The sequence below is a fragment of the Actibacterium atlanticum genome, assembly GCF_000671395.1.
Lineage (GTDB): Bacteria > Pseudomonadota > Alphaproteobacteria > Rhodobacterales > Rhodobacteraceae > Actibacterium_D > Actibacterium_D atlanticum.
The window spans coordinates 22,167-40,798 of record NZ_AQQY01000007.1; the positions used below are offsets into that span (position 1 = coordinate 22,167).

Sequence of the window (18,632 nt, forward strand, 5' to 3'; positions counted from 1 at the left end):
ACAATTGACAGGTTCCCCATGCAGATCGGCCTTTTGCAAACCGGCCATGCCCCCGACAGCCTGACACCCGCCCTTGGCGACTATGCCGACATGTTCGAACGGCTGCTGGCCGGGCACGGGTTCACCTTTAGCCGCTGGGATGTGGTCGACATGGACTTCCCCGCAGACGTCCATGCCTGCGACGGCTGGCTGCTGACCGGCTCGCGCCATGGCGCCTACGAAGACCTGCCCTTCATTCCCCCGCTGCAGGATTTCATCCGCAAGGTCTATGCCGCGCGCGTGCCCATGGTGGGCATCTGCTTTGGCCATCAGATCATCGCGCAGGCCCTTGGCGGCACGGTCGAGAAATTCTCGGGCGGCTGGTCGGTGGGCGCCACCGACTATGTCCTCGACGGCCAGCACATTACCCTCAACGCCTGGCATCAGGATCAGGTCACGCAACTGCCCGACGGCGCTCAGGTGATCGGCGGCAACGCCTTTTGCCGCTACGGTGCTCTGCGCTACGGCGATCACGCGCTGACCGTGCAGCCCCACCCCGAATTCGGTGCCGACATGATTCAGGGGTTGATCACCCATCGCGGTCAGGGCGTGGTGCCCGACGCGTTGCTGAATGCGGCCCAAGAGCGGCTGAAAACCCCCGATGATGGTTTAAAGTTTGGCGCACAAATCGCGACGTTCTTTAAAACATCCGTTAAAACAAACATTAAACCATCCCCCGAGGTGCAAGATGGCTGACTGGACAGACACCATCCCCGAAGCCGCGCAGGCCTATATCCAAGGCCGCCATCTGGACGAGGTCGAATGCATCGTTTCCGACCTTGCAGGGGTTGCGCGCGGCAAAGCCATGCCCGGCCCCAAGTTCGCCAAGCAAAGCCATTTCTACCTGCCCAATTCCATCTTTTTGCAAACGATTACAGGGGATTGGGCGGATATTGAGGGCGAGGCCTGGACCGAACCAGACATGGTGCTGACCCCCGATTTCAACACCGCCACCGCCGCGCCCTGGACCGGAGATGTGACGCTTCAGGTGATCCACGACATCAACGACCAAGACGGCAACCCGGTGCCCATATCACCCCGCAACGTATTGAAAAGAGTGGTAAAATTATACCAAGACAAAGGCTGGACTCCGGTCGTTGCCCCCGAGATGGAGTTCTTTCTGGTTGCCCGCAACACCAACCCCGCCCTGCCGATTGAGCCCCCCATGGGCCGCTCGGGCCGCCGGGCTGCGGCACGTCAGGCTTACTCTATGTCGGCGGTCGATGAATACGGCCCGGTCATCGACGACATCTATGACTTCGCCGAGCTGCAAGGCTTTGAAATTGATGGGATTTTGCAGGAAGGCGGCGCCGGTCAGGTCGAGCTGAACATGCGCCACGGCGACCCTGTGAAACTGGCAGATGAGATTTTCTATTTCAAACGGATGATCCGCGAGGCCGCCCTGCGCCACGATTGCTATGCCACCTTCATGGCCAAACCGATCGAGGATGAACCGGGGTCCGCCATGCACATCCACCATTCGGTCGTCGACAGCAAAACCGGCGTGAATATCTTTTCCAACCCGGACGGGTCGGAAACCCATTATTTTCAACACTTTATCGGCGGCCTGCAGCACCACCTGCCCTCGGCCATCGCGTTGCTGGCACCTTATGTGAACTCGTACCGCCGCTACGTGCGCGATCACGCCGCCCCTATCAATCTGGCCTGGGCGCGCGACAACCGCACCACGGGTCTGCGGGTGCCGATCTCTGGGCCAGATGCCCGGCGGGTGGAAAACCGTCTGGCGGGTATGGACTGCAATCCCTATCTGGGCATCGCGGCCTCGTTGGCCTGCGGCTATCTGGGGCTGATTGAACAACGTTCCCCAAGCCAGGAGTTTGTCGGCGACGCCTATGATAGCGACGAAGGCATTCCGCGTGGGGTGAACGAAGCGCTGGATCTCTTTGCCGAAAATACCGCCCTGCGCGACGTGCTGGGTGAACAGTTCTGTACTGCTTACAGCGCTGTTAAATCCCTTGAATACAAAGCTTTTCTGCAGGTTATCAGCCCGTGGGAACGCGAGCATCTGTTGTTAAATGTATGAACCTGCTTTTCACCAATGACAAACGCGGCCAGTACCCCGACAGCTGGTACGCCGCCACCGCAACCCCGCCCGGGCCCTATGATCAGCTAAAGGGGGAACATCACGCCGACGTCTGCATTATTGGCGGCGGTTTTACCGGGCTTTCCGCCGCGTTGCACATGGCGCAGGCCGGGCGCAAAGTGATCCTGCTTGAGGCCCACCGCGTGGGTTTTGGCGCCTCAGGGCGCAATGGTGGGCAGGTTGACTCGGGCCAGCGGGTCGAACAGGACGCGCTGGAGCGCATGGTCGGACAAGGCGATGCGCGATTGCTTTGGGATCTGGCCGAAGACGCCAAGTCGCTGGTCACTGACCTGATCCGCGAGCACCGGATCGACTGCGCCTATCGCCCCGGCATCGTCCACGCCGATTGGAACGCCCGCGATGTCCCGCACAGCCACGCCTATGCCGAGAAACTGCAACGCGAATATGGCTATGACCAAATCAGCCCCCTAAACCGCGAGGAAATCCGCGCTATTGTTGGGTCTGACGCCTATAAGGGCGGGACTTTGGACATGGGCGCGGGGCATCTGCACCCTCTGTCGTTGGCCTTTGGGCTGGCTAAAGCTGCCGTGCAGGCCGGCGCCATTTTGCACGAAACATCCCGCGTGCTGGAAATTCGCCCCGGCGAACCCGCCGTTGTGCAATCTGAACTGGGCCGCGTGACGGCGGATCAGGTGATCCTTGCCGCCAACGGGTATCTGGGCGGGCTGGAACGTAAGGTTGCGGCCCGCGTAATGCCGATCAACAATTTCATCGTTGCCACCGAACCGTTGGGAGAAAACGCAAAGCGGGTTCTGGCACGTGATGTCGCGGTTGCTGACAGCAAGTTCGTGATCAATTACTTCCGCCTGTCTGGCGATGGGCGGCTGCTGTTTGGCGGTGGCGAAAGCTATGGCTACAAATTTCCCGATATCAAAGAAACCGTTCAAAAACCGATGCTTGAAGTCTTTCCGCATCTGAAAAACACACGCATCGACTATGCTTGGGGCGGCACCTTGGCGATTACGATGAATCGCCTGCCTTACTTCGCGCGCCCCGCCTCCAATGTCATGAGCGCCTCAGGCTATTCCGGTCACGGGGTGGCCCTGTCGGTGCTGGCAGGCATGTTGATGGCGCAGGCCCTGGAAGGGCAAAGCGATGGGTTTGACGTAATGGCCCGTCTGCCCGTCAGCCGGTTCCCCGGCGGGGCTTCGATGCGGTCGCCTCTTTTGAAACTCGCCATGAGCTGGTTCGCGTTGCGGGATCGCATCGGTTTGTAACGTCGCAAAGAATTCACAAGAATTCATTTTACGGATTCACATCCTTCCTTTACACATTTTCTGAAAGAGCAGTTTAGAAAAGGTGAAGGAATGAAACCCGCACCCAACGTGTACGACGCCGAACCCATCCCCGCCGCCGCCCGGTCCGAGATTGACCGGCTGCTGAAATCAGGGGATCTTTTCCGTTACACCGCGCCGCAGGATGCCCCAGTTGCCCTGCTGGAACGCGAGTTTGCCGAATTCATGGGGACCAAGTTCGCGCTGGCCGTATCGTCATGCTCGCAGGCTTTGTTCCTGTCGCTCAAGGCGCTGCAACTGCCGCGTGGGGCCAAGGTTCTTGTACCGGCCTTCACCTTTGCCGCCGTGCCCTCGGCCATCGTCCATGCCGATTGCCAACCCGTTCTGGTCGAGGTCGGTGAAAACTACCGCGTCGACATGGCAGACTTTGAAGCCAAACTGACCGACGACATCAGCGCCGTTCTGATCTCGCACATGCGGGGACACACGTCTGACATGGATGCCATCATGGCACTGGCCGAGGCCAAAGGGCTTCCGGTCATCGAAGATGCGGCCCATTCTCTGGGCACGCAGTGGCATGGCAAAAAGATCGGCACATTGGGCAAGATCGGGTGTTTCTCATTCCAGTCTTACAAGATGATCAACGCTGGCGAAGGCGGCATTCTGATCACCGATGACGCAGACATCATCGCGCAGGCCATCATCATGTCCGGTGCCTATGAACATAACTGGAAAAAGCACCCGGTGGTCCATGACCGTTTCGCCCATTGGCAAAACAAACTGCCGCTTTACAACACCCGGATGCAAAACCTGTCTGCCGCGGTGATCCGTCCGCAAATCGCCGAAGTGGCGCGCCGCGTGAGCGATGGTCTGGCCAATCATGACTATGTGGCCGATCAGTTGAACGGGTCGATGTGGCTGAATGTGCCGCCAGCGCTGACGCCTGAAACCCGGGCGCCGGATTCCATCCAGTTCAACCTTGTTGGGTTTGACACCGATGATCAGGCCCGCGCGTTTCAGGATGCGGCCGCTGCACGTGGCATCAGTGTTCAGGTATTTGGTCTGTCTTCAGACAACGCCCGGGCCTATTGGAACTGGCAGTTTATCCCGGGGGATATGCCCGACCTGCCCCAGACCCGCGCCATGTTGATGCGCGCCTGCGATGTACGGCTGCCCGCGCGTCTGAAGAAGGATGATCTGGATTTCATCGCGTCTGCGCTGATCAACGCCGCAGAAGAGGTCATGGCCGAACCTCGCGCCTACGGCACTTAACCCAAAACCTTCAACGCATCTCCCAGCCACGGCATTCGGGCTTTGGCTGGGTCGACGACCATCTCTTGCAACAGCGGCCGCAAACGGCCCGCGACCTGTGCTGGCATGTCCTGCAACACGCCCTGACGGGCGCTCAGGCTGATCTGGCGATCAAGCGGGGCGCAAGGCAACGGCAGCAAGTCTACATGGTCGTGAAACCGGTGCGCCCGGGCATGACCCAATGGGGTCAGAATGGTCCAGCCCACCCCTGTTGCCACCATCGACAAAATCGCGTGGTAGCTGTCCAATTCGAACCGATGTGTCAGGTTTAGATTTTGCCGGGCAAGATGGCGCGCGATCTGGCGCCCCATCTGGTGGCGCAACGTGTACTGGATCATCGGCAGCGCTTGCAGCTGTTCAAGGGCATCACGCCCGGATTCCACTGCACCGCGCGGGGCTGCGACGATAAAAGGCTCTTGCAAGAGGGGGTGGACCTCCATCCCCTCTGAAATATCGGACAGCTCCGCCGCGACGATCACATCCAGCGTGCGCGCGCTCAGTTGGCCATGCAGATGGTGGCTGGCACCGGTTTCCAACAGGAATTGGCAGGATTTCAATTCGTCCGCCATGTCTGACAACAGGCGCGGGGTCACGTCGGCGTCAAAATCCTCAATCATACCCAGTCGAAAATCGGTCAGCGCCGCCAAGTCCTGCGCAGCCAGTTCAGACCGGGCCTGCTGCGTTTCGTTCAGAATAATCGCAGCGCGGCGACGAAATATCTGCCCCGCCGGAGTCAGGCTTGCAGGACGGGCAGAACGGTCAATCAAGACCGCGCCCAAAGCGCTTTCCAGCGTCGTGATCTGTTGGGACACGGCCGAGGGGCTAAGCTTCAACCGCCGTGCCGCCGCCGAGACAGACCCCTCCTCAGAGGTCGTCACGAAGGCTTCGATCCCCAAAAGGGTCACGCGGCCCGAATGTTGAACCATCCCCCGGCCCTATCCGTTATCTTGCGTCAGTCGCCCAACTTGGAGAGTTTGGCCTGAAGATCAGCCAGCTGCTGTTTGATGGTGTCCAAATCATCCGAAGAGTCATTGGCAGCCTCTTCTGAGGCGCCGGTCGTAGCGGTTGGCCAGCCCGCGCCAGTCATCGCCTTTAGAAACGCCTGCTGTTGCGCCTGCAGCGCATCCATGCCCGGCACACCTGCGATCGGATTCGGAAGGCCAAGATTTTCCATCATCTTGCTCTGACCGTCGCGCATCATATCAAAGCTCATTGCCAGAAACTGTGGCACCAGGCTTTGGGCCTGTGTGGTGTACCCACGTACCAAATCCGTCAACACGTTGATCGGCAGCATGTTTTCGCCACGACTTTCGTGTTCAGCAATAATCTGAAGAAGGTACTGGCGGGTCAGGTCATCGCCACTTTTCAGGTCAACGATCTGAACTTCGCGGCCGTCCCGAATGAATCGCGCGATATCATCCAGTGTCACGTAGTCACTGGTCTCGGTATTATAGAGCCTCCTGCTGGCATAACGCTTTATCAGCAGGGGCTTTGCATCTTCCGTCACCATAAACCTCCCAGGGACATCATCTTGCAGTCGCAGAGAAGCTTAGGGGGAGTTGAAACAAAAAGAAAGGGCGGGCTTTGCAGCCCACCCTCCGCGATCACACCGACAGGGAGGTTTGTCGGCGTTGGGGTTCGCGATTACTTAACAGCGGCGGTCGCTTTTTTAGCGGCAGCAGTTGCTTCTTCGGTGGCTTTTTTAACAGCCGAGGAAGCTTCTTCGGTCATGTCTTTGCCAGCGGCCAGCATCAGTTCAACAGTTTCCATCTGAACTTTTTTGGCGATCTCAGCAAAGGAGGCCAGGTTTTCAGCAGCCAGCTCGGCCGAAGTCGAAGCGAAATCGGTGATGGCTTTGGTGTAATCAGCAGGATCGTCTTTAACAGCAGTTACATCGCTGATTTTGCCCAGGGTGTCTTTGGTCCACTTGGCCGACAGCTCGGTCGATTTTTCAGCAGCTTCCAGAGCAACTTTCGACATTTTTTCGCCCAGAGCGGCCTGAGTTTTGAAAACGTCCTGCGCAGCAGTGGTGTCAACGGGGAAGGATGCCATCATTTCCTGAAGCATCTTGGTGAAGTCTTGGGTGTTAGCCATGGTAGTTCTCCTAAGGGTCGGGGTGGTGGGGACCCCGTAATTTCGTCTGCCCTTAGTTTATAAATGCTGCAGTGCAGCAAATCAAGCTTTTTTGCTGCACTGCAGAAATTTCATTTTTAAACAATATTTCAGTTACTTAATCGTCATGTGACGTAAGTTCCTGGTGCTTTCGCAAGTGCAGGATGTGACGAATCACCCGGTTGGCGCGCCTCAACCTTCTTGCCGGAACGCTTCTGAAGCCATGACGCCCAGCGCGGCCACCACGACCCCTCGTTGAACTGCGCGCCTTTTTTCCATTCGTCCGGCGTCCCTGCGACTGGCCCCTCACTGGTATAGTGGCCATACTTCTTTTTTGACGGCGGATTGATGATGCCCGCGATATGGCCGGACTCGGCCAATATGAACAGCTTGTCCCGGCTGCCCATCTGCTTGATCCCGTTAAAGCTGGATTTCCAAGCAGCGATGTGGTCGGTCTCGCAGGCGATGGCGCAGATCGGCACTTTAATGTCGCTCAGCTTGGGCTGCTCTTCACATATGGTGAACTCGCCTTTTGCCAGCCCATCGCCCTGACACAACCCGCGCAGGTATTCGACTGTCATCTTCGCTGGCAGGTTCGTTCCGTCACCATTCCAGTAGAGCAAATCAAAGGCTGGCGGGGCCTCGCCCATCATATAGCTGCGGATCGCGGGCCCATAGATCAGATCATTCGATCGCATGAAGCTGAAGGTGCGCGACATAAAGAACTTGTCCAAATATCCCGATTCCGAAACTTCGCGTTCAATGCCGCCCACAAAGTCCTCGTCCAAGAATACCCCGACTTCCCCCTGGTTCGAAAAGTCCGTCAGCGTTGTGAAAAACGTGGCAGAGCGCACAGATTTGTCGCCGCGCTTTTCCATCAGGCCAAGGGTCAGGCTTAGTGTCGTGCCGGCGATACAATAGCCGGTCACGTTGACCTTCTTCTGACCGGTGATTTTCTTGACCTCGTTGATCGCGGTCAGATAGCCCTCTTCGACATAGTTATCCATGCCCACATCAGCATAGGATTCATCCGGGTTGACCCAGCTGACCACAAACAGGGTGAAGCCCTGATCGACGATCCATTTGATCAAGGAGTTCTTTTCCTTGAGGTCCATCACATAGAACTTGTTGATCCACGGTGGAAAGATGATCAGCGGCGTGGAATAGACCTGTTCCGTCGTCGGGGTGTACTGGATCAGTTCAAACATACGATTGCGGAACACGACCTCGCCCGGTGTGGTGGCAAGGTTTTCACCAACTTTGAACGCCTGCTTATCGGCCAGGGTCACCAAAAGATCACCGCGGTTTTCTTCGATGTCGGCGACAAGGTTTTCCAAACCTTTCACCAAAGAGGCCCCTTCCGTTTCAACCGCCCGCGTCAGGGCCTCGGGGTTGGTGGCCAAAAAATTGGTTGGGGCCATCATGTCGACAATCTGACCGGTGAAAAACTCAATACGTTCCCGGTCTTTGTCCGAGAGGCCCTCAACCGCGTCAATTGCCTTGCGGGTGGCCTCGGCAGTGTTCAGATACTGGCGCTTGATATAATTGAAAAACGGGTGGCTGTTCCAAAGTTCATGCCGAAAACGGGGATCGTTGGTATCGTCTTCAACGTCTGGCGCGGCCAGCTTGCCCGAGGCCAAGGCTTCCTGCGCCTCAATAAAGTTCTGAAGGGCTTTCCCCCAGTAGGTCACTTGTTGTTCAAAAACTTTGGAAGGGTGCTGCATCAGCTCGTTAATATAGGCCGAACTGGCCCTCATAATCAGTTCGTGGCCTGGCCCTTGTAGATTCGGATCAACTTTGCGTTTTCCTGAAAGCGCGTGAACTAATCGTTCTGAAAGTTGCTCAACTCTCTTGAGATTTTCATTCAATTGATCCGCTTTTACGTGTTCCACGGTATCACTGGTTGTCATATTCAAAAATCCCCCCTATCCTTCGCGCCCGCAGAAAAACACATCTAAAGGTGTATATGCGGGCCTGCTACGATGCAGTATAACCGGGTCTGATGGGAAGCAAAGGAGTACGGCGTGAAAAACCTAGCGACATACGATTTGATGGAAAGTGTGCGCAATACCAACCAATGGTTGGGGGCTACCGCCTTGGCTTTGGGTTCCTATCCGATCTCTGGTCTGATGCCCAATCCCTTCATGCAAATGATGGCCGCCTGGGGCGAGGTGACAGAACGCAGTTTTGCCCGCATGGTCGCCAAGCCTGACTGGAACATTCACACTGTTGTTGGCGATGACGGCCGCGACCACATGGTCAGCGTCGACGTCTGCGTAAACCGCCCGTTTGGTGATCTGGTCCACTTTCGCGTGCACGGCCGCCCCACCATGGAGCGTAAGATTCTGCTGGTTGCGCCGATGTCTGGTCACTATGCAACGCTGCTGCGCACCACCGTCGCCAGCCTGCTGCCTGACTGCGAAGTCTATGTGACCGATTGGCATAACGCGCGTGATATCCCGGTGTCCGAGGGTAAATTCGATATCGAAGACTACACGCTCTACCTTGTCGATTTTATGAAATATCTGGGCCCCGACACCAACGCGATTGCCGTGTGCCAACCCGCACCGATCACGCTGGCTGCGACCGCCTATCTGGCGCAGGAAGAGCCCGAAGCCCAGCCCCGCACACTGACGCTGATCGGGGGGCCGATTAACCCTGATGCCGCAGCGACTGACGTCACCGATTTCGGCAACCGTTTGACCATGGGCCAGCTGGAACAGCTTGCCATTCAACGTGTTGGGTTCAAGTATCGTGGCGTGGGCCGGTTGGTTTACCCGGGGCTGCTTCAGCTTAGCTCGTTCATGTCGATGAATGCTGAAAGCCACTCGAACGCCTTCTATCAGCAGATCCTGCGCGTCGCCAAAGGCGAAGCCGCTGACCATGACAAACACAACCGGTTCTATGACGAATATCTGGCCGTCATGGACATGACCGCTGAATTCTATCTGTCAACGGTAGAGCGTGTGTTCAAAGGTCTGGAAATCGCCCAGAACAAATTCACCGTAAACGGCAAGCATGTCGACATCGGCAAGATCACCGATGTGGCGGTAAAAACCGTTGAGGGTTCCGAAGATGACATTTCGGCACCGGGCCAATGCGTTGCTGCGCTGGACCTGTGCACCGGCCTGCCCGACGAAAAGAAAGCAAACCATCTGGAACCGGGTGCTGGCCACTATGGCATCTTTGCTGGCAAAAGCTGGCGCAACAACATCCGCCCGCTGGTTCTGGAATTCATCGACGCCAATGCGCGCACCCAGCGCAAAGTGACACGGCTGAAATCGGTCTGATCCAAGTCAGCTATAACGATGTACGAACGGGCGCCCTTGGGGTGCCCGTTTTTTGTTTTACATCAGACCAAGCGGAAAGGTGCGCAAAGCCAGGGTTTCAGCGCGGCGGTGACTTCGGCAGGGGATTCCAGCAAGGGCATATGCCCCGCGTTCTCAAGAACCTTGTATTCGGCATGGGGAATCAGTTCGGCCATGAATTCGTGCCGCCGCGGCGGGATAATTGTGTCATGGGCGCCTGACAGCACCAAAGCCGGGGCGCGCATCCTGCGCAGCACTTTTTGCATATCGGGGCGGCGCTGCATGGCGCGGCTTTGGCGCAGGAAACGCTCGCTGCCCACGGTGCGCAGCATCAGTTCCAAGCTGCGGTGGACGCGGGCGACATTGGTGCCCGGCGCCAGCGCGGTATCCGGCACCTCGGCCCGTGCAACCTGGTCAAACAGGCCCGCCTTGGCCGAAACGATGCGGTCTTCCCGTGTCGCGGCCTCTTGTGGGGTTTCTGCCAAAGGCGAGCAGGTCACCATAGCGATCCGGGTGACACGCGCGGGATCAATCCGCAGCATATCCATGGCAACCAAAGCACCCAGCCCCTGCCCCATCACGGCAAACCGCGCAGGTGCCGTTTCCAAAACGCGGCGCGCCATATCGCCAATCGAAAGCCCATCGCAGATCGGGGCTAAGTGCACGGCTCTTTCGCCGCCAAAAGCAACAATTTGATCCGAGAAAATGCGAGCGTCGCTCATGAGTCCTGGCACCAAAACCAAGGGCTCTGCGATGCGCTCCTTTTGCTCTAGGCCCGGCTGTTGTGCCATGGTGCCCGCCTTCTGCCTGTTGCCTCAGATACCGCTTTGCGCGGTCTCGCGGTTTGTCCGCGATTGGGCATGTTGTAACACCCCCGCAAGGATGAGGCTAGAAATAGCTGCGCGGAAGACTCAGTTTGCCGCGACCCAATTCAGGATCGCCTCAACGGTGGGCGCCGTTCCATTGGGAGACAACACATCCCCCGCCAAAACGTGGTTGAAGGGATCGAGACCCTCCGCCGGAAGAACCTGAAACACCTCCGCCCCCCATTGTGCCGCCGCTTTGCGGGCCAGATCAGCGCGGATCACCTGATCCTCATCCGAGATCACAAACAGCGCCGGCACCTGCGCCTGCCCATAGTCCTGCGCCGCGCCATGCGCGACCAGCGCGGCCATCTGGAACAAGGCAACCGAAGGGTAGCTGGTTGTCCAATATTGTTCATGCGCGGCGTTTTGCGGGGTAAAGCCGCGCACTTGCCCGGCAATCAGCGGCAGCCATTGTCGTGCCAAGGGAAAGCGCAACAGAACAGAGAGCGGGTTCTTGATGCCAAAATTCGGAGATATCAGCACCACGCCTTTCACCTGTGCCATCTGTTCAGCGTTCAGCGCAGCCAGCGCGGCCAAGGTGCCGCCGGTCGATGTCCCAATGACCAGCACCTCTTGCCCCACGGCACGCCCCAAGGCCAAAGCCTCGGCCATGTCGCGCTGCCAGTCGCCTGCAGTGGCCTTTGCCAGCGCGGCCCCATCCTGCCCGTGCCCCGTCAGGCGGGTGTAAAACAGGTTGGCGCCAAGCGCCTTGGCAATATCGTCAGGCAGCGGGCGCACCTCTTGCAGGGATGCAGAATACCCATGCACATAAACAACGGACAGCGCAGTCTTTTTTCCAGCGTCCCCGGCCCAGATGATTTGTTTGTTGAGCCCCGGTCGGATGGTTTCAAACCGGGCTTCGGCCGCAGCGATATAGGCCTGCACATCGTCGCCAATCTGCGTGTCATCAAAGGTCGGGTCGCCCTGCATTTCTTCGCGCGGCGCCCAATAGAAGAACAAGGCACCAACCGCAGCCAATGCGATCAGGTTCAATAGAAACCGGCCCATATGTTACACCTCGGCCCGCGCCAGTACTTTCAGCGCGGCGGTTTCGATCAGCTTCAGACAATCGGGGTCTGAAAAGCTGTGATTGGCATGTTTGACCAGCGTCAGGCGAATGTCGTCTCCCTGCGCATGATCCAACAGACGCAGCGCCACGGCGGTTTCTACCGAAGCATCATCCGTGCCTTGCAACATCCGTACCGGAAACGGCAATGGCAGCGGGTCGCGCAGGACCAGTTGGTCGCGACCGTCCTCGATCAGGCGACGGGTTATAACATAGGGGCTGTCTTCATATTCCGACGGGATTTCAACCCGCCCCTGCGCCATCAGTTCGCTCTTTTGGGCGTCGGAAAACCCGGCCCAAAACCCGTCTTCGGTAAAGTCCGGTGCGGCGGCGATGGTGACAAGTCCACAGATGCGCTCCGCGCGCCGTTTGCTCAGCAGCAACGAAACCCAGCCGCCCATGGACGAGCCGATCAACACCTGCGGCCCTTCGGTCAGCGCGTCCAGAACATCCGCCGCGTCCTGCGCCCAATCGCCGATACAGCCCTCATCAAACGCGCCCGAGGACTCACCATGCCCGGAATAGTCAAACCGCAAAAAGGCGCGCCCATGCGCTTTCGCCCAGGCCTCAAGGTGCACGGCTTTGGTGCCGGTCATGTCTGACTTCAGCCCGCCAAGAAACACGATCCCCGGCCCGATGCCCGGGGTCTGATGATAGGCGATACGGCGCCCGCTGGGCGTTTCCAGAAACTGCGGCATGGTCCCTCCGGTTTTGGGCAGATTGGCCCGACCCGCGGCCCGAGGCAACGCCAAAGATGCGCTTGCCCAAAGATGATGTCGCACGCATCATGGCGCCATGACCGGTCCCCGCTACACCCCATTGATTGCCAGCCTGCCCGATGCGGTACCCTTTGTTGGCCCCGAAGCGATCGAGCGCACCACGGGGCACAGGTTTGCCGCACGGCTTGGCGCAAACGAGAGCCTTTTTGGACCGTCTCCTGTCGCAATAGAGGCCATGGCAAAGGCCGCCGCCGACAGTTGGATGTACGGAGATTCGCAAAACCACGATCTTCGCCACGCTCTGGCCAGCCATCACGATGTCGCTGCGGCGAACATCGTCATTGGCGGCGGCATTGATGGCTTGCTTGGGTCTTTGGTGCGGCTTTTAGTTGATCCGGGCGACGCGGTTGTGACCTCAAAAGGCGCCTACCCCACGTTCAACTTTCATGTCACCGGCCATGGCGGTGTGTTGCACGCGGCCCCGTATCGCGACGATCACGAGGACCCTCGGGCGCTGATCGAACTGGCCCGGGAAACGCGGCCCAAGCTGATCTATATCGCCAACCCGGACAACCCGATGGGCACGTGGCATGATGCGGCCAAAATGCAGGCCATGATCGATGCCCTGCCCCAAGACTGCCTTCTGATACTGGACGAAGCCTATATTGAATTCGCGCCCCACGGCACGGCGCCCGAGTTCAACACGGACGATCCACGCGTCATCCGAATGCGCACTTTTTCAAAGGCTTACGGACTGGCCGGTGCGCGGGTGGGCTATGCTATCGGGCACTCTGATCTGATCAGCAGCTTTAACAAAGTGCGCAACCATTTTGGCATGGCACGCGCCAGCCTTGCAGGCGCATTGGCGGCCTTGGCGGATCAGGACTGGTTGGAACATGTACAGACGCAGGTGGTCACCGCCCGCGACGCTCTGGCCGATCTTGCCCGCGCCAACCAGCTCTCGCCGATAAGCTCGGCCACCAATTTCGTCACCATGGATTGCGGACGGGACGGTGGTTACGCCGGGCGTGTGGTGGCGCAGTTGGCACAGCGCGGGGTCTTTGTGCGCATGCCCTTTGTTGCCCCTCAGGATCGCTGTATCCGTGTGACTACCGCCCCGGCACAGGCGCTGAAAATCTTCGCAGATGCCCTGCCCGATGCGCTGAAGGCCGCCCAAACGGCATCGTGAACGGGCTTTTTACGGATTTCGCACTAAACTGAGCCTCACACAGTACGAGGCCCCGCCATGCGCGATCATCCGATTTCTGAAGCTCCGAACTATACCACCCCGGCCCTTGTCATGGGATTTGTGAACCTGTTTTGCGCCCTTTTGGTGATCTGGGCGGTTTGGGGGTTTGAATACGCCCTGCTCCTTGCCTTCATTGTCATGAAGCTGATCGACCGTATTCCAGCCCGCGATTAAGCCTGCGCAACAACCGCCGCGGCGGCGTCCAGCGCGCCCTTGCCATGCGGTATGCCCAGCGCCACCAACCCCGCCTGCATTGATGCCAGAACGCCAAGGATCATATGCGCGTTCACATGCCCCATGTGACCAATACGGAAAAAACCGTCTGCTGCGGGGTCTCCTGCGGGTGCCATGCCCAGACCGATCCCCAGCGTGACACCGGTGTGTGCCTCCAGCCACTCTCGCAGAACCGTGCCATTTGGCGCCCCCAGCCGCACGGCGGTGACCTCGTGCGCGCGCAACGCAGGGTCCTGAATGTTCATCTCCATCGGACCGCCCTCGCCCCAGACCTCAAGCGCGGCCCAGATCGTGCGGGCCAAATGGGCATGACGGGCCCAAGCGGCCTCGACTCCCTCTTCATGCACCAACATCGTCAGGGCCTCGCGCAGCGCATAAAGGTGATGCGTGGGCGGTGTGCCACCGAAGTACTGATAGAACGCGTCAGGCTGGGTGCGCGGGGTCCAGTCCCAATAGGCGCTGACCTGTTCCATCTTGGCACGCACCTGCGCCGCCTTGTCGTTGAAATAGACAAAGCCAAGACCCGGAGGCGTCATCAGCCCTTTCTGGCTGGCCGCAAGCATCGCGTCGACGCCCCAGTCATCCATTTCAAAGCGGTCACATCCTAATGAGGCCACACAATCGGCCAGTAACAGGGCCGGGTGGCCTGCCGCGTCCATGGCTTGGCGCAACCCGGCGATGTCATTGCGCACCGAGGTGGCCGTATCCACATGGGTTGCCAGCACAGCCTTGATCCTGCCATCCCTATCCGCCCGCAGACGGGCTTCCACCTGATCCGGATCAGCCGGGCTGCGTTTGCCGAAATCCAGCAGGTCCACCACGATCCCCATCCGGCGGGCCATCTGCGCCCATTCGGTGCCAAAATTGCCCGTGGCGACAACCAGAACGGCCTCGCCGGGGGCCACCAGGTTGGCCAGGATCGCCTCCCATGCGCCATGGCCGTTGGTGATATAGGTCGCCACATGATGCTTGGTGCGGGCGACAGCTTTCAGATCAGGCAGGATGCTTTCGAACAGTTCTACCAATGCGCCGGTGTAAATGTTCGGGGCGGGGCGCTGCATCGCCTGCAACACCCGATCAGGCATGACCGAAGGTCCGGGAATTGCCAGATAGGGTCGACCGTGATGCAATGACATTGACCGCGTCCTTTCATGCTGCGCATTCCCCCCTGAGCAAGCCATAGCAAAGCCGGGGCTCGCTTGTCACTGCCAAGGATTGTCGCTACTGTCCGCCGACATCGGCCGAAGGCCACATGCAGCATGAAAGCGACGAACCCCCGCATGAGCACGCCGACCCAACCCATTGAAACCAAAATCCTGTTTCCTTGGATCTGGCGCAAATATCTGCGCAAATATCTGGGCATTATTCTGATCGCACTGGCGATGATGAGCATCGATGGTGCCGCGCTTGGTGCGCTCAGCTATTTGATCGAGCCGATGTTTGATGACGTGCTGGTCACGGGTGATCGTGGTGCAGTGCCTATGGTCGGGTTGATGATCTTTGGGCTGTTTCTGGTGCGCGCCTTTGCCGGTTTCGGCCACAAGGTCTTGATGGCCCGCGTTGGCCAAAAGGTAAACGCGGCGCTTCAATACAGTCTGCTCGCCCATATGCAGCGGCTCGACAACCAGTTCTTTCACACCAATGCCCCCGGCAACCTGATCGAACGCGTGCGCGGAGACACCGAAGTGACCACAACCCTGTGGTCGCAGGTCTTGGTGACTGGCGGGCGGGATTTTGTGTCGATCATCGCGCTGTTTGCCGTTGCGATGTCGGTGGATTGGCTGTGGACGCTGATTGCCTTTGCCGCCGTACCTTTGCTGGTATTTCCCGTGTCACTTCTACAGCGCCTTGTGCGCAAAAGCAGCCGTATCGCCCGCGAGGAAGCCGCCGGAATCGCCACCAAGCTGGACGAGATTTTCCACGGCATCACCACCATCAAGTTGAACCGCCTTGAAGAACGTGAAGAAGGAATTTTTGACCGTATCCTTCATGGGTTCGTGCGGGCGCGCCTGCGGTCTGAAACCACGCAGGCCGGAATTCCGGCCATGGTCGACATCGTTGCGGGCGCTGGCTTTTTCGGGGTGTTGACCTACGGTGGCTATCAGATCATCGAGGGTCAGAAGACCGTTGGTGAGTTCATGAGCTTCTTCACGGCCATTGCCTTGTTGTTCGAACCGCTCCGCCGCATGGGCCGGGTTTCCGGGATTTTACAGGCCTCGATGGCCAGTATCGAACGCCTGTACATGGTGTTTCAGGAACACCCCACCATTGTTTCTCCTGCCCAACCGCAGCCCCTGCCCTGCCCCGGTGGCCAGGCAGATATCGTGCTGGACAATGTTGTCATGGCCTATGACGATCAGCCGGTCCTGAATGGGCTAAGCCTGACCGCGCGCGCCGGACAAATGACCGCGTTGGTTGGCCCGTCGGGCGCGGGCAAAAGTACGATCTTCAACCTGCTCAGCCGACTGGTTGAACCCCAGCAGGGGCAGATCACCCTGGCCGGTGTTCCCATCGAACAGATGGCGCTGGAGGAACTGCGCGGGCAGTTCTCGGTCGTGAGTCAGGACTCTTCCCTGTTTGACGAAACCCTACGCGACAACATCCTTCTGGGCCGTACCGATGTGTCTGATGCGCGCCTGAACGAGATTCTGGATGCTGCGCATGTCAATGACTTCCTGCCCAAACTGCCCAACGGTCTGGACAGCCGCGCCGGGCCGCGCGGGTCAAGCCTGTCTGGTGGGCAACGCCAACGCGTCGCCATCGCCCGCGCCCTGATACAAGACGCTCCGATCCTGCTGCTGGACGAAGCGACCTCTGCTCTGGACGCCAAATCCGAAAAAGTCGTTCAAGAAGCGCTGGAACGCCTGGCCAAGAACCGCACCACGCTGGTCATCGCCCACCGGCTTGCCACCGTGCGCGAGGCAGACAACATCATCGTAATGGATAAAGGCCGCGTGGTGGAACAGGGCACCCATGATGAACTTCTGGCGCAAGACGGGATTTATTCCGGCTTGTACAGACTTCAGTTCGCGACAGAAAAATAGCGCGCAGCTATCAACTGCGCGCTGTTCTCAAGAGTAGACAACCGTATTAAGAAACAGTGCAGCTTCCCGAAGCGCCCGGCGTTTGTGCATAGTTCCCCGGCGAGTTCAGACGCCCCACGAACTTCGCCGTCTTGGGGATGAATGTAAGCTTAACCTTCGTCTTCGTGTTTTTCGAGCTGGCAAGAACGAAGGTTATATAGGTGCGACCTGATTTGTTTTTCGCGGTCCCCTGACCATAGAAATCAGACACAGCCTCTTCACCCGAAATTCGGATTTTAAATTCCTCAGGAAACCAAGACTGCGCGGCTGCCAGATTCACAAAGCCGCTTTTGGATACCTGTGTCGTTTTGCAAGTCAGCAACTCTGCCGAAGCGGCAGAAGCAAGCAGGCTGAATGCTGCGGCAGTCAGGGCTGTCTTAATCATTTGATCTTCCTTTGTTTATCAATGCGCCGATTGGAATTTTCGGGCGTGAACAGGGTTACTCTACTCCCCAGACCTTTGCCAAAAAGGCATACATATCCGGGTGATTTTTGCGAATGTTGGCCTGATTATACGGGTAGCCACAGGTGTCGTTGAAATAGGACTCGGTGAAGGTCGCAAAGAACTCATTCTCGTTCTCTAGCGCGTAGGCCTTCACGGGACGCCCGCACTTGTCTTTTGCCGATGGAAACTGGGTCTCAAATGCGTTGAACAACCTTTTGATTTTCGCGCTTTGAAAACGAAGTTTGCGGTCGTGGTAGACGTGGGCAAGTTCGTGCAGCATCAGCGTTGGGTATTTGCGATCTGCGAAAGTTTCAAAGATTTCAACATGGTACAGCTTGGCTGGATTCAAGTTTTCCTGATAAATCATGGACTTGGTGTTGAAATACCGGCCCAGCACCCGATAGTGCCGCCCCGGCTCAACCCAAATGTGCCCTTTGCGCAGCCCGGCAAGCTGTTTGTCGGGTAAATCCGCAACCATCGCCGCGGTTTGTTTTTTGATTTTATTGATGATGATATTGCGCGCGCGCGTTTTTTGCTTGTACGCCGGCGACACATAAACAGTCCAACCATTGATGTTCAGCTTTGTATAACTGCTGGTCGGTGCTGCCGCGAAAGCGACATATGCAGAAGAAACCGTAACTGCAATCGTGCAGACAATGGATAGGAAAAGATTTTTCAAAACGAGACCTTACTAGACATCCCTGTGGTCGAATCCAACTCACCGTCGGGTTGTAAAAACAGCTAACAGCCGCACCTAAAGGATTCAACTAAACTTGACCCATCCGCTAAACAAACGAAGGGTTGGCGTAACTTTGATGCAACTTGGTCGGGTAGCTAAGG

At 58.0% G+C, this 18,632-nt stretch carries 18 protein-coding genes; 8 read left to right on the forward strand and 10 right to left on the reverse strand.

From position 1 onward, the window contains the following. The first annotated feature begins 18 nt into the window (after window positions 1–18). The 4 genes from ATO10_RS11255 to ATO10_RS11270 all read left to right on the forward strand — a co-directional run bounded on the left by ATO10_RS11255 (window position 19) and on the right by ATO10_RS11270 (window position 4,671). Window positions 19–735, forward strand: coding sequence for a type 1 glutamine amidotransferase (locus ATO10_RS11255; protein WP_051598105.1), 717 nt, complete (start codon window positions 19–21; stop codon window positions 733–735). After that, window positions 728–2,083: a glutamine synthetase family protein gene (locus ATO10_RS11260; RefSeq protein WP_035251537.1), complete on the forward strand. Its 1,356-nt coding sequence runs from the start codon at window positions 728–730 to the stop codon at window positions 2,081–2,083. The genes ATO10_RS11255 and ATO10_RS11260 overlap by 8 nt, the downstream gene beginning before the upstream one ends. Next, the gene (locus tag ATO10_RS11265; protein WP_035251540.1) at window positions 2,080–3,381 is read left to right on the forward strand and encodes an NAD(P)/FAD-dependent oxidoreductase; all 1,302 of its coding nucleotides are present in this window, start codon (window positions 2,080–2,082) and stop codon (window positions 3,379–3,381) included. Before ATO10_RS11260 ends, ATO10_RS11265 begins: the two co-directional genes overlap by 4 nt. Window positions 3,382–3,471: 90 nt before the next feature. Beyond that, window positions 3,472–4,671 (forward strand): DegT/DnrJ/EryC1/StrS family aminotransferase, encoded by a 1,200-nt coding sequence (locus ATO10_RS11270; RefSeq protein WP_035251543.1) that lies wholly within the window; start codon window positions 3,472–3,474, stop codon window positions 4,669–4,671. Here the strand turns inward: ATO10_RS11270 and ATO10_RS11275 are convergent. The 4 genes from ATO10_RS11275 to phaC all read right to left on the reverse strand — a co-directional run bounded on the left by ATO10_RS11275 (window position 4,668) and on the right by phaC (window position 8,732). Continuing rightward, window positions 4,668–5,636: a LysR family transcriptional regulator gene (locus ATO10_RS11275; protein ID WP_035251554.1), complete on the reverse strand. Its 969-nt coding sequence runs from the start codon at window positions 5,634–5,636 to the stop codon at window positions 4,668–4,670. The two genes, ATO10_RS11270 and ATO10_RS11275, sit on opposite strands and share 4 nt — an antisense overlap. A gap of 26 nt (window positions 5,637–5,662) precedes the next feature. After that, window positions 5,663–6,220 carry a polyhydroxyalkanoate synthesis repressor PhaR gene (gene phaR, locus ATO10_RS11280; RefSeq protein WP_035251559.1) on the reverse strand — a complete coding sequence of 186 codons (558 nt, stop codon included), beginning with the start codon at window positions 6,218–6,220 and terminating at the stop codon, window positions 5,663–5,665. Between the two features lie 134 nt (window positions 6,221–6,354). Further along, window positions 6,355–6,804 carry a phasin family protein gene (locus tag ATO10_RS11285; protein WP_035251561.1) on the reverse strand — a complete coding sequence of 150 codons (450 nt, stop codon included), beginning with the start codon at window positions 6,802–6,804 and terminating at the stop codon, window positions 6,355–6,357. Between the two features lie 143 nt (window positions 6,805–6,947). Beyond that, entirely contained in the window at window positions 6,948–8,732 is a 1,785-nt protein-coding gene (gene phaC / locus ATO10_RS11290) for a class I poly(R)-hydroxyalkanoic acid synthase (protein ID WP_035251564.1), read from the reverse strand. 114 nt (window positions 8,733–8,846) lie between these two features. Between phaC and phaZ the strand changes: the two genes are divergently transcribed. Then, entirely contained in the window at window positions 8,847–10,112 is a 1,266-nt protein-coding gene (gene phaZ / locus ATO10_RS11295; RefSeq protein WP_035251566.1) for a polyhydroxyalkanoate depolymerase, read from the forward strand. Between the two features lie 62 nt (window positions 10,113–10,174). Here the strand turns inward: phaZ and ATO10_RS11300 are convergent, their stop codons facing one another. From ATO10_RS11300 to ATO10_RS11310, 3 genes are all read right to left on the reverse strand, one after another. Further along, window positions 10,175–10,921 (reverse strand): alpha/beta fold hydrolase, encoded by a 747-nt coding sequence (locus ATO10_RS11300; RefSeq protein ID WP_272945303.1) that lies wholly within the window; start codon window positions 10,919–10,921, stop codon window positions 10,175–10,177. Between the two features lie 120 nt (window positions 10,922–11,041). After that, complete coding sequence (locus ATO10_RS11305) at window positions 11,042–12,004, reverse strand: alpha/beta hydrolase (protein ID WP_035251568.1); 963 nt, start codon at window positions 12,002–12,004, stop codon at window positions 11,042–11,044. A gap of 3 nt (window positions 12,005–12,007) precedes the next feature. Next, window positions 12,008–12,760 (reverse strand): alpha/beta hydrolase, encoded by a 753-nt coding sequence (locus tag ATO10_RS11310; protein WP_035251570.1) that lies wholly within the window; start codon window positions 12,758–12,760, stop codon window positions 12,008–12,010. Window positions 12,761–12,857: 97 nt separating this feature from the next. Here ATO10_RS11310 and ATO10_RS11315 point away from each other — a divergent pair, with 97 nt between their 5' ends. Together ATO10_RS11315 and ATO10_RS16530 are read left to right on the forward strand one after the other, a co-directional pair. Continuing rightward, entirely contained in the window at window positions 12,858–13,970 is a 1,113-nt protein-coding gene (locus ATO10_RS11315) for a pyridoxal phosphate-dependent aminotransferase (protein WP_035251572.1), read from the forward strand. Window positions 13,971–14,027: 57 nt separating this feature from the next. After that, the gene (locus ATO10_RS16530) at window positions 14,028–14,204 is read left to right on the forward strand and encodes a hypothetical protein (RefSeq protein WP_202898660.1); all 177 of its coding nucleotides are present in this window, start codon (window positions 14,028–14,030) and stop codon (window positions 14,202–14,204) included. Here ATO10_RS16530 and ATO10_RS11320 read toward each other — a convergent pair. Then, window positions 14,201–15,400, reverse strand: a complete 1,200-nt coding sequence (locus ATO10_RS11320) for a pyridoxal-phosphate-dependent aminotransferase family protein (protein WP_035251574.1) — start codon at window positions 15,398–15,400, stop codon at window positions 14,201–14,203. The genes ATO10_RS16530 and ATO10_RS11320 overlap by 4 nt on opposite strands. A gap of 144 nt (window positions 15,401–15,544) precedes the next feature. Between ATO10_RS11320 and ATO10_RS11325 the strand changes: the two genes are divergently transcribed. After that, a complete protein-coding gene (locus ATO10_RS11325) occupies window positions 15,545–17,308 on the forward strand; it encodes an ABC transporter ATP-binding protein (protein ID WP_035251852.1) in 1,764 nt (587 codons plus the stop codon). A gap of 46 nt (window positions 17,309–17,354) precedes the next feature. Here the strand turns inward: ATO10_RS11325 and ATO10_RS11330 are convergent, their stop codons facing one another. Continuing rightward, the gene (locus ATO10_RS11330; protein ID WP_035251576.1) at window positions 17,355–17,732 is read right to left on the reverse strand and encodes a hypothetical protein; all 378 of its coding nucleotides are present in this window, start codon (window positions 17,730–17,732) and stop codon (window positions 17,355–17,357) included. Between the two features lie 55 nt (window positions 17,733–17,787). Then, entirely contained in the window at window positions 17,788–18,471 is a 684-nt protein-coding gene (locus ATO10_RS11335; protein WP_035251578.1) for a M90 metallopeptidase family protein, read from the reverse strand. Window positions 18,472–18,632: the final 161 nt, after the last annotated feature.

What these genes read in the sequence shown, in the direction of transcription:
- ATO10_RS11255 (WP_051598105.1), top strand. Translation starts at nt 19, where the DNA reads ATGCAGATCGGCCTTTTGCAAACCGGCCATGCCCCCGACAGCCTGACA.
- ATO10_RS11260 (WP_035251537.1), top strand. Translation starts at nt 728, where the DNA reads ATGGCTGACTGGACAGACACCATCCCCGAAGCCGCGCAGGCCTATATC.
- ATO10_RS11265 (WP_035251540.1), top strand. Translation starts at nt 2,080, where the DNA reads ATGAACCTGCTTTTCACCAATGACAAACGCGGCCAGTACCCCGACAGC.
- ATO10_RS11270 (WP_035251543.1), top strand. Translation starts at nt 3,472, where the DNA reads ATGAAACCCGCACCCAACGTGTACGACGCCGAACCCATCCCCGCCGCC.
- ATO10_RS11275 (WP_035251554.1), bottom strand. Translation starts at nt 5,636, where the DNA reads ATGGTTCAACATTCGGGCCGCGTGACCCTTTTGGGGATCGAAGCCTTC.
- phaR (WP_035251559.1), bottom strand. Translation starts at nt 6,220, where the DNA reads ATGGTGACGGAAGATGCAAAGCCCCTGCTGATAAAGCGTTATGCCAGC.
- ATO10_RS11285 (WP_035251561.1), bottom strand. Translation starts at nt 6,804, where the DNA reads ATGGCTAACACCCAAGACTTCACCAAGATGCTTCAGGAAATGATGGCA.
- phaC (WP_035251564.1), bottom strand. Translation starts at nt 8,732, where the DNA reads ATGACAACCAGTGATACCGTGGAACACGTAAAAGCGGATCAATTGAAT.
- ATO10_RS11300 (WP_272945303.1), bottom strand. Translation starts at nt 10,921, where the DNA reads ATGGCACAACAGCCGGGCCTAGAGCAAAAGGAGCGCATCGCAGAGCCC.
- ATO10_RS11305 (WP_035251568.1), bottom strand. Translation starts at nt 12,004, where the DNA reads ATGGGCCGGTTTCTATTGAACCTGATCGCATTGGCTGCGGTTGGTGCC.
- ATO10_RS11310 (WP_035251570.1), bottom strand. Translation starts at nt 12,760, where the DNA reads ATGCCGCAGTTTCTGGAAACGCCCAGCGGGCGCCGTATCGCCTATCAT.
- ATO10_RS11315 (WP_035251572.1), top strand. Translation starts at nt 12,858, where the DNA reads ATGACCGGTCCCCGCTACACCCCATTGATTGCCAGCCTGCCCGATGCG.
- ATO10_RS16530 (WP_202898660.1), top strand. Translation starts at nt 14,028, where the DNA reads ATGCGCGATCATCCGATTTCTGAAGCTCCGAACTATACCACCCCGGCC.
- ATO10_RS11320 (WP_035251574.1), bottom strand. Translation starts at nt 15,400, where the DNA reads ATGTCATTGCATCACGGTCGACCCTATCTGGCAATTCCCGGACCTTCG.
- ATO10_RS11325 (WP_035251852.1), top strand. Translation starts at nt 15,545, where the DNA reads ATGAGCACGCCGACCCAACCCATTGAAACCAAAATCCTGTTTCCTTGG.
- ATO10_RS11330 (WP_035251576.1), bottom strand. Translation starts at nt 17,732, where the DNA reads ATGATTAAGACAGCCCTGACTGCCGCAGCATTCAGCCTGCTTGCTTCT.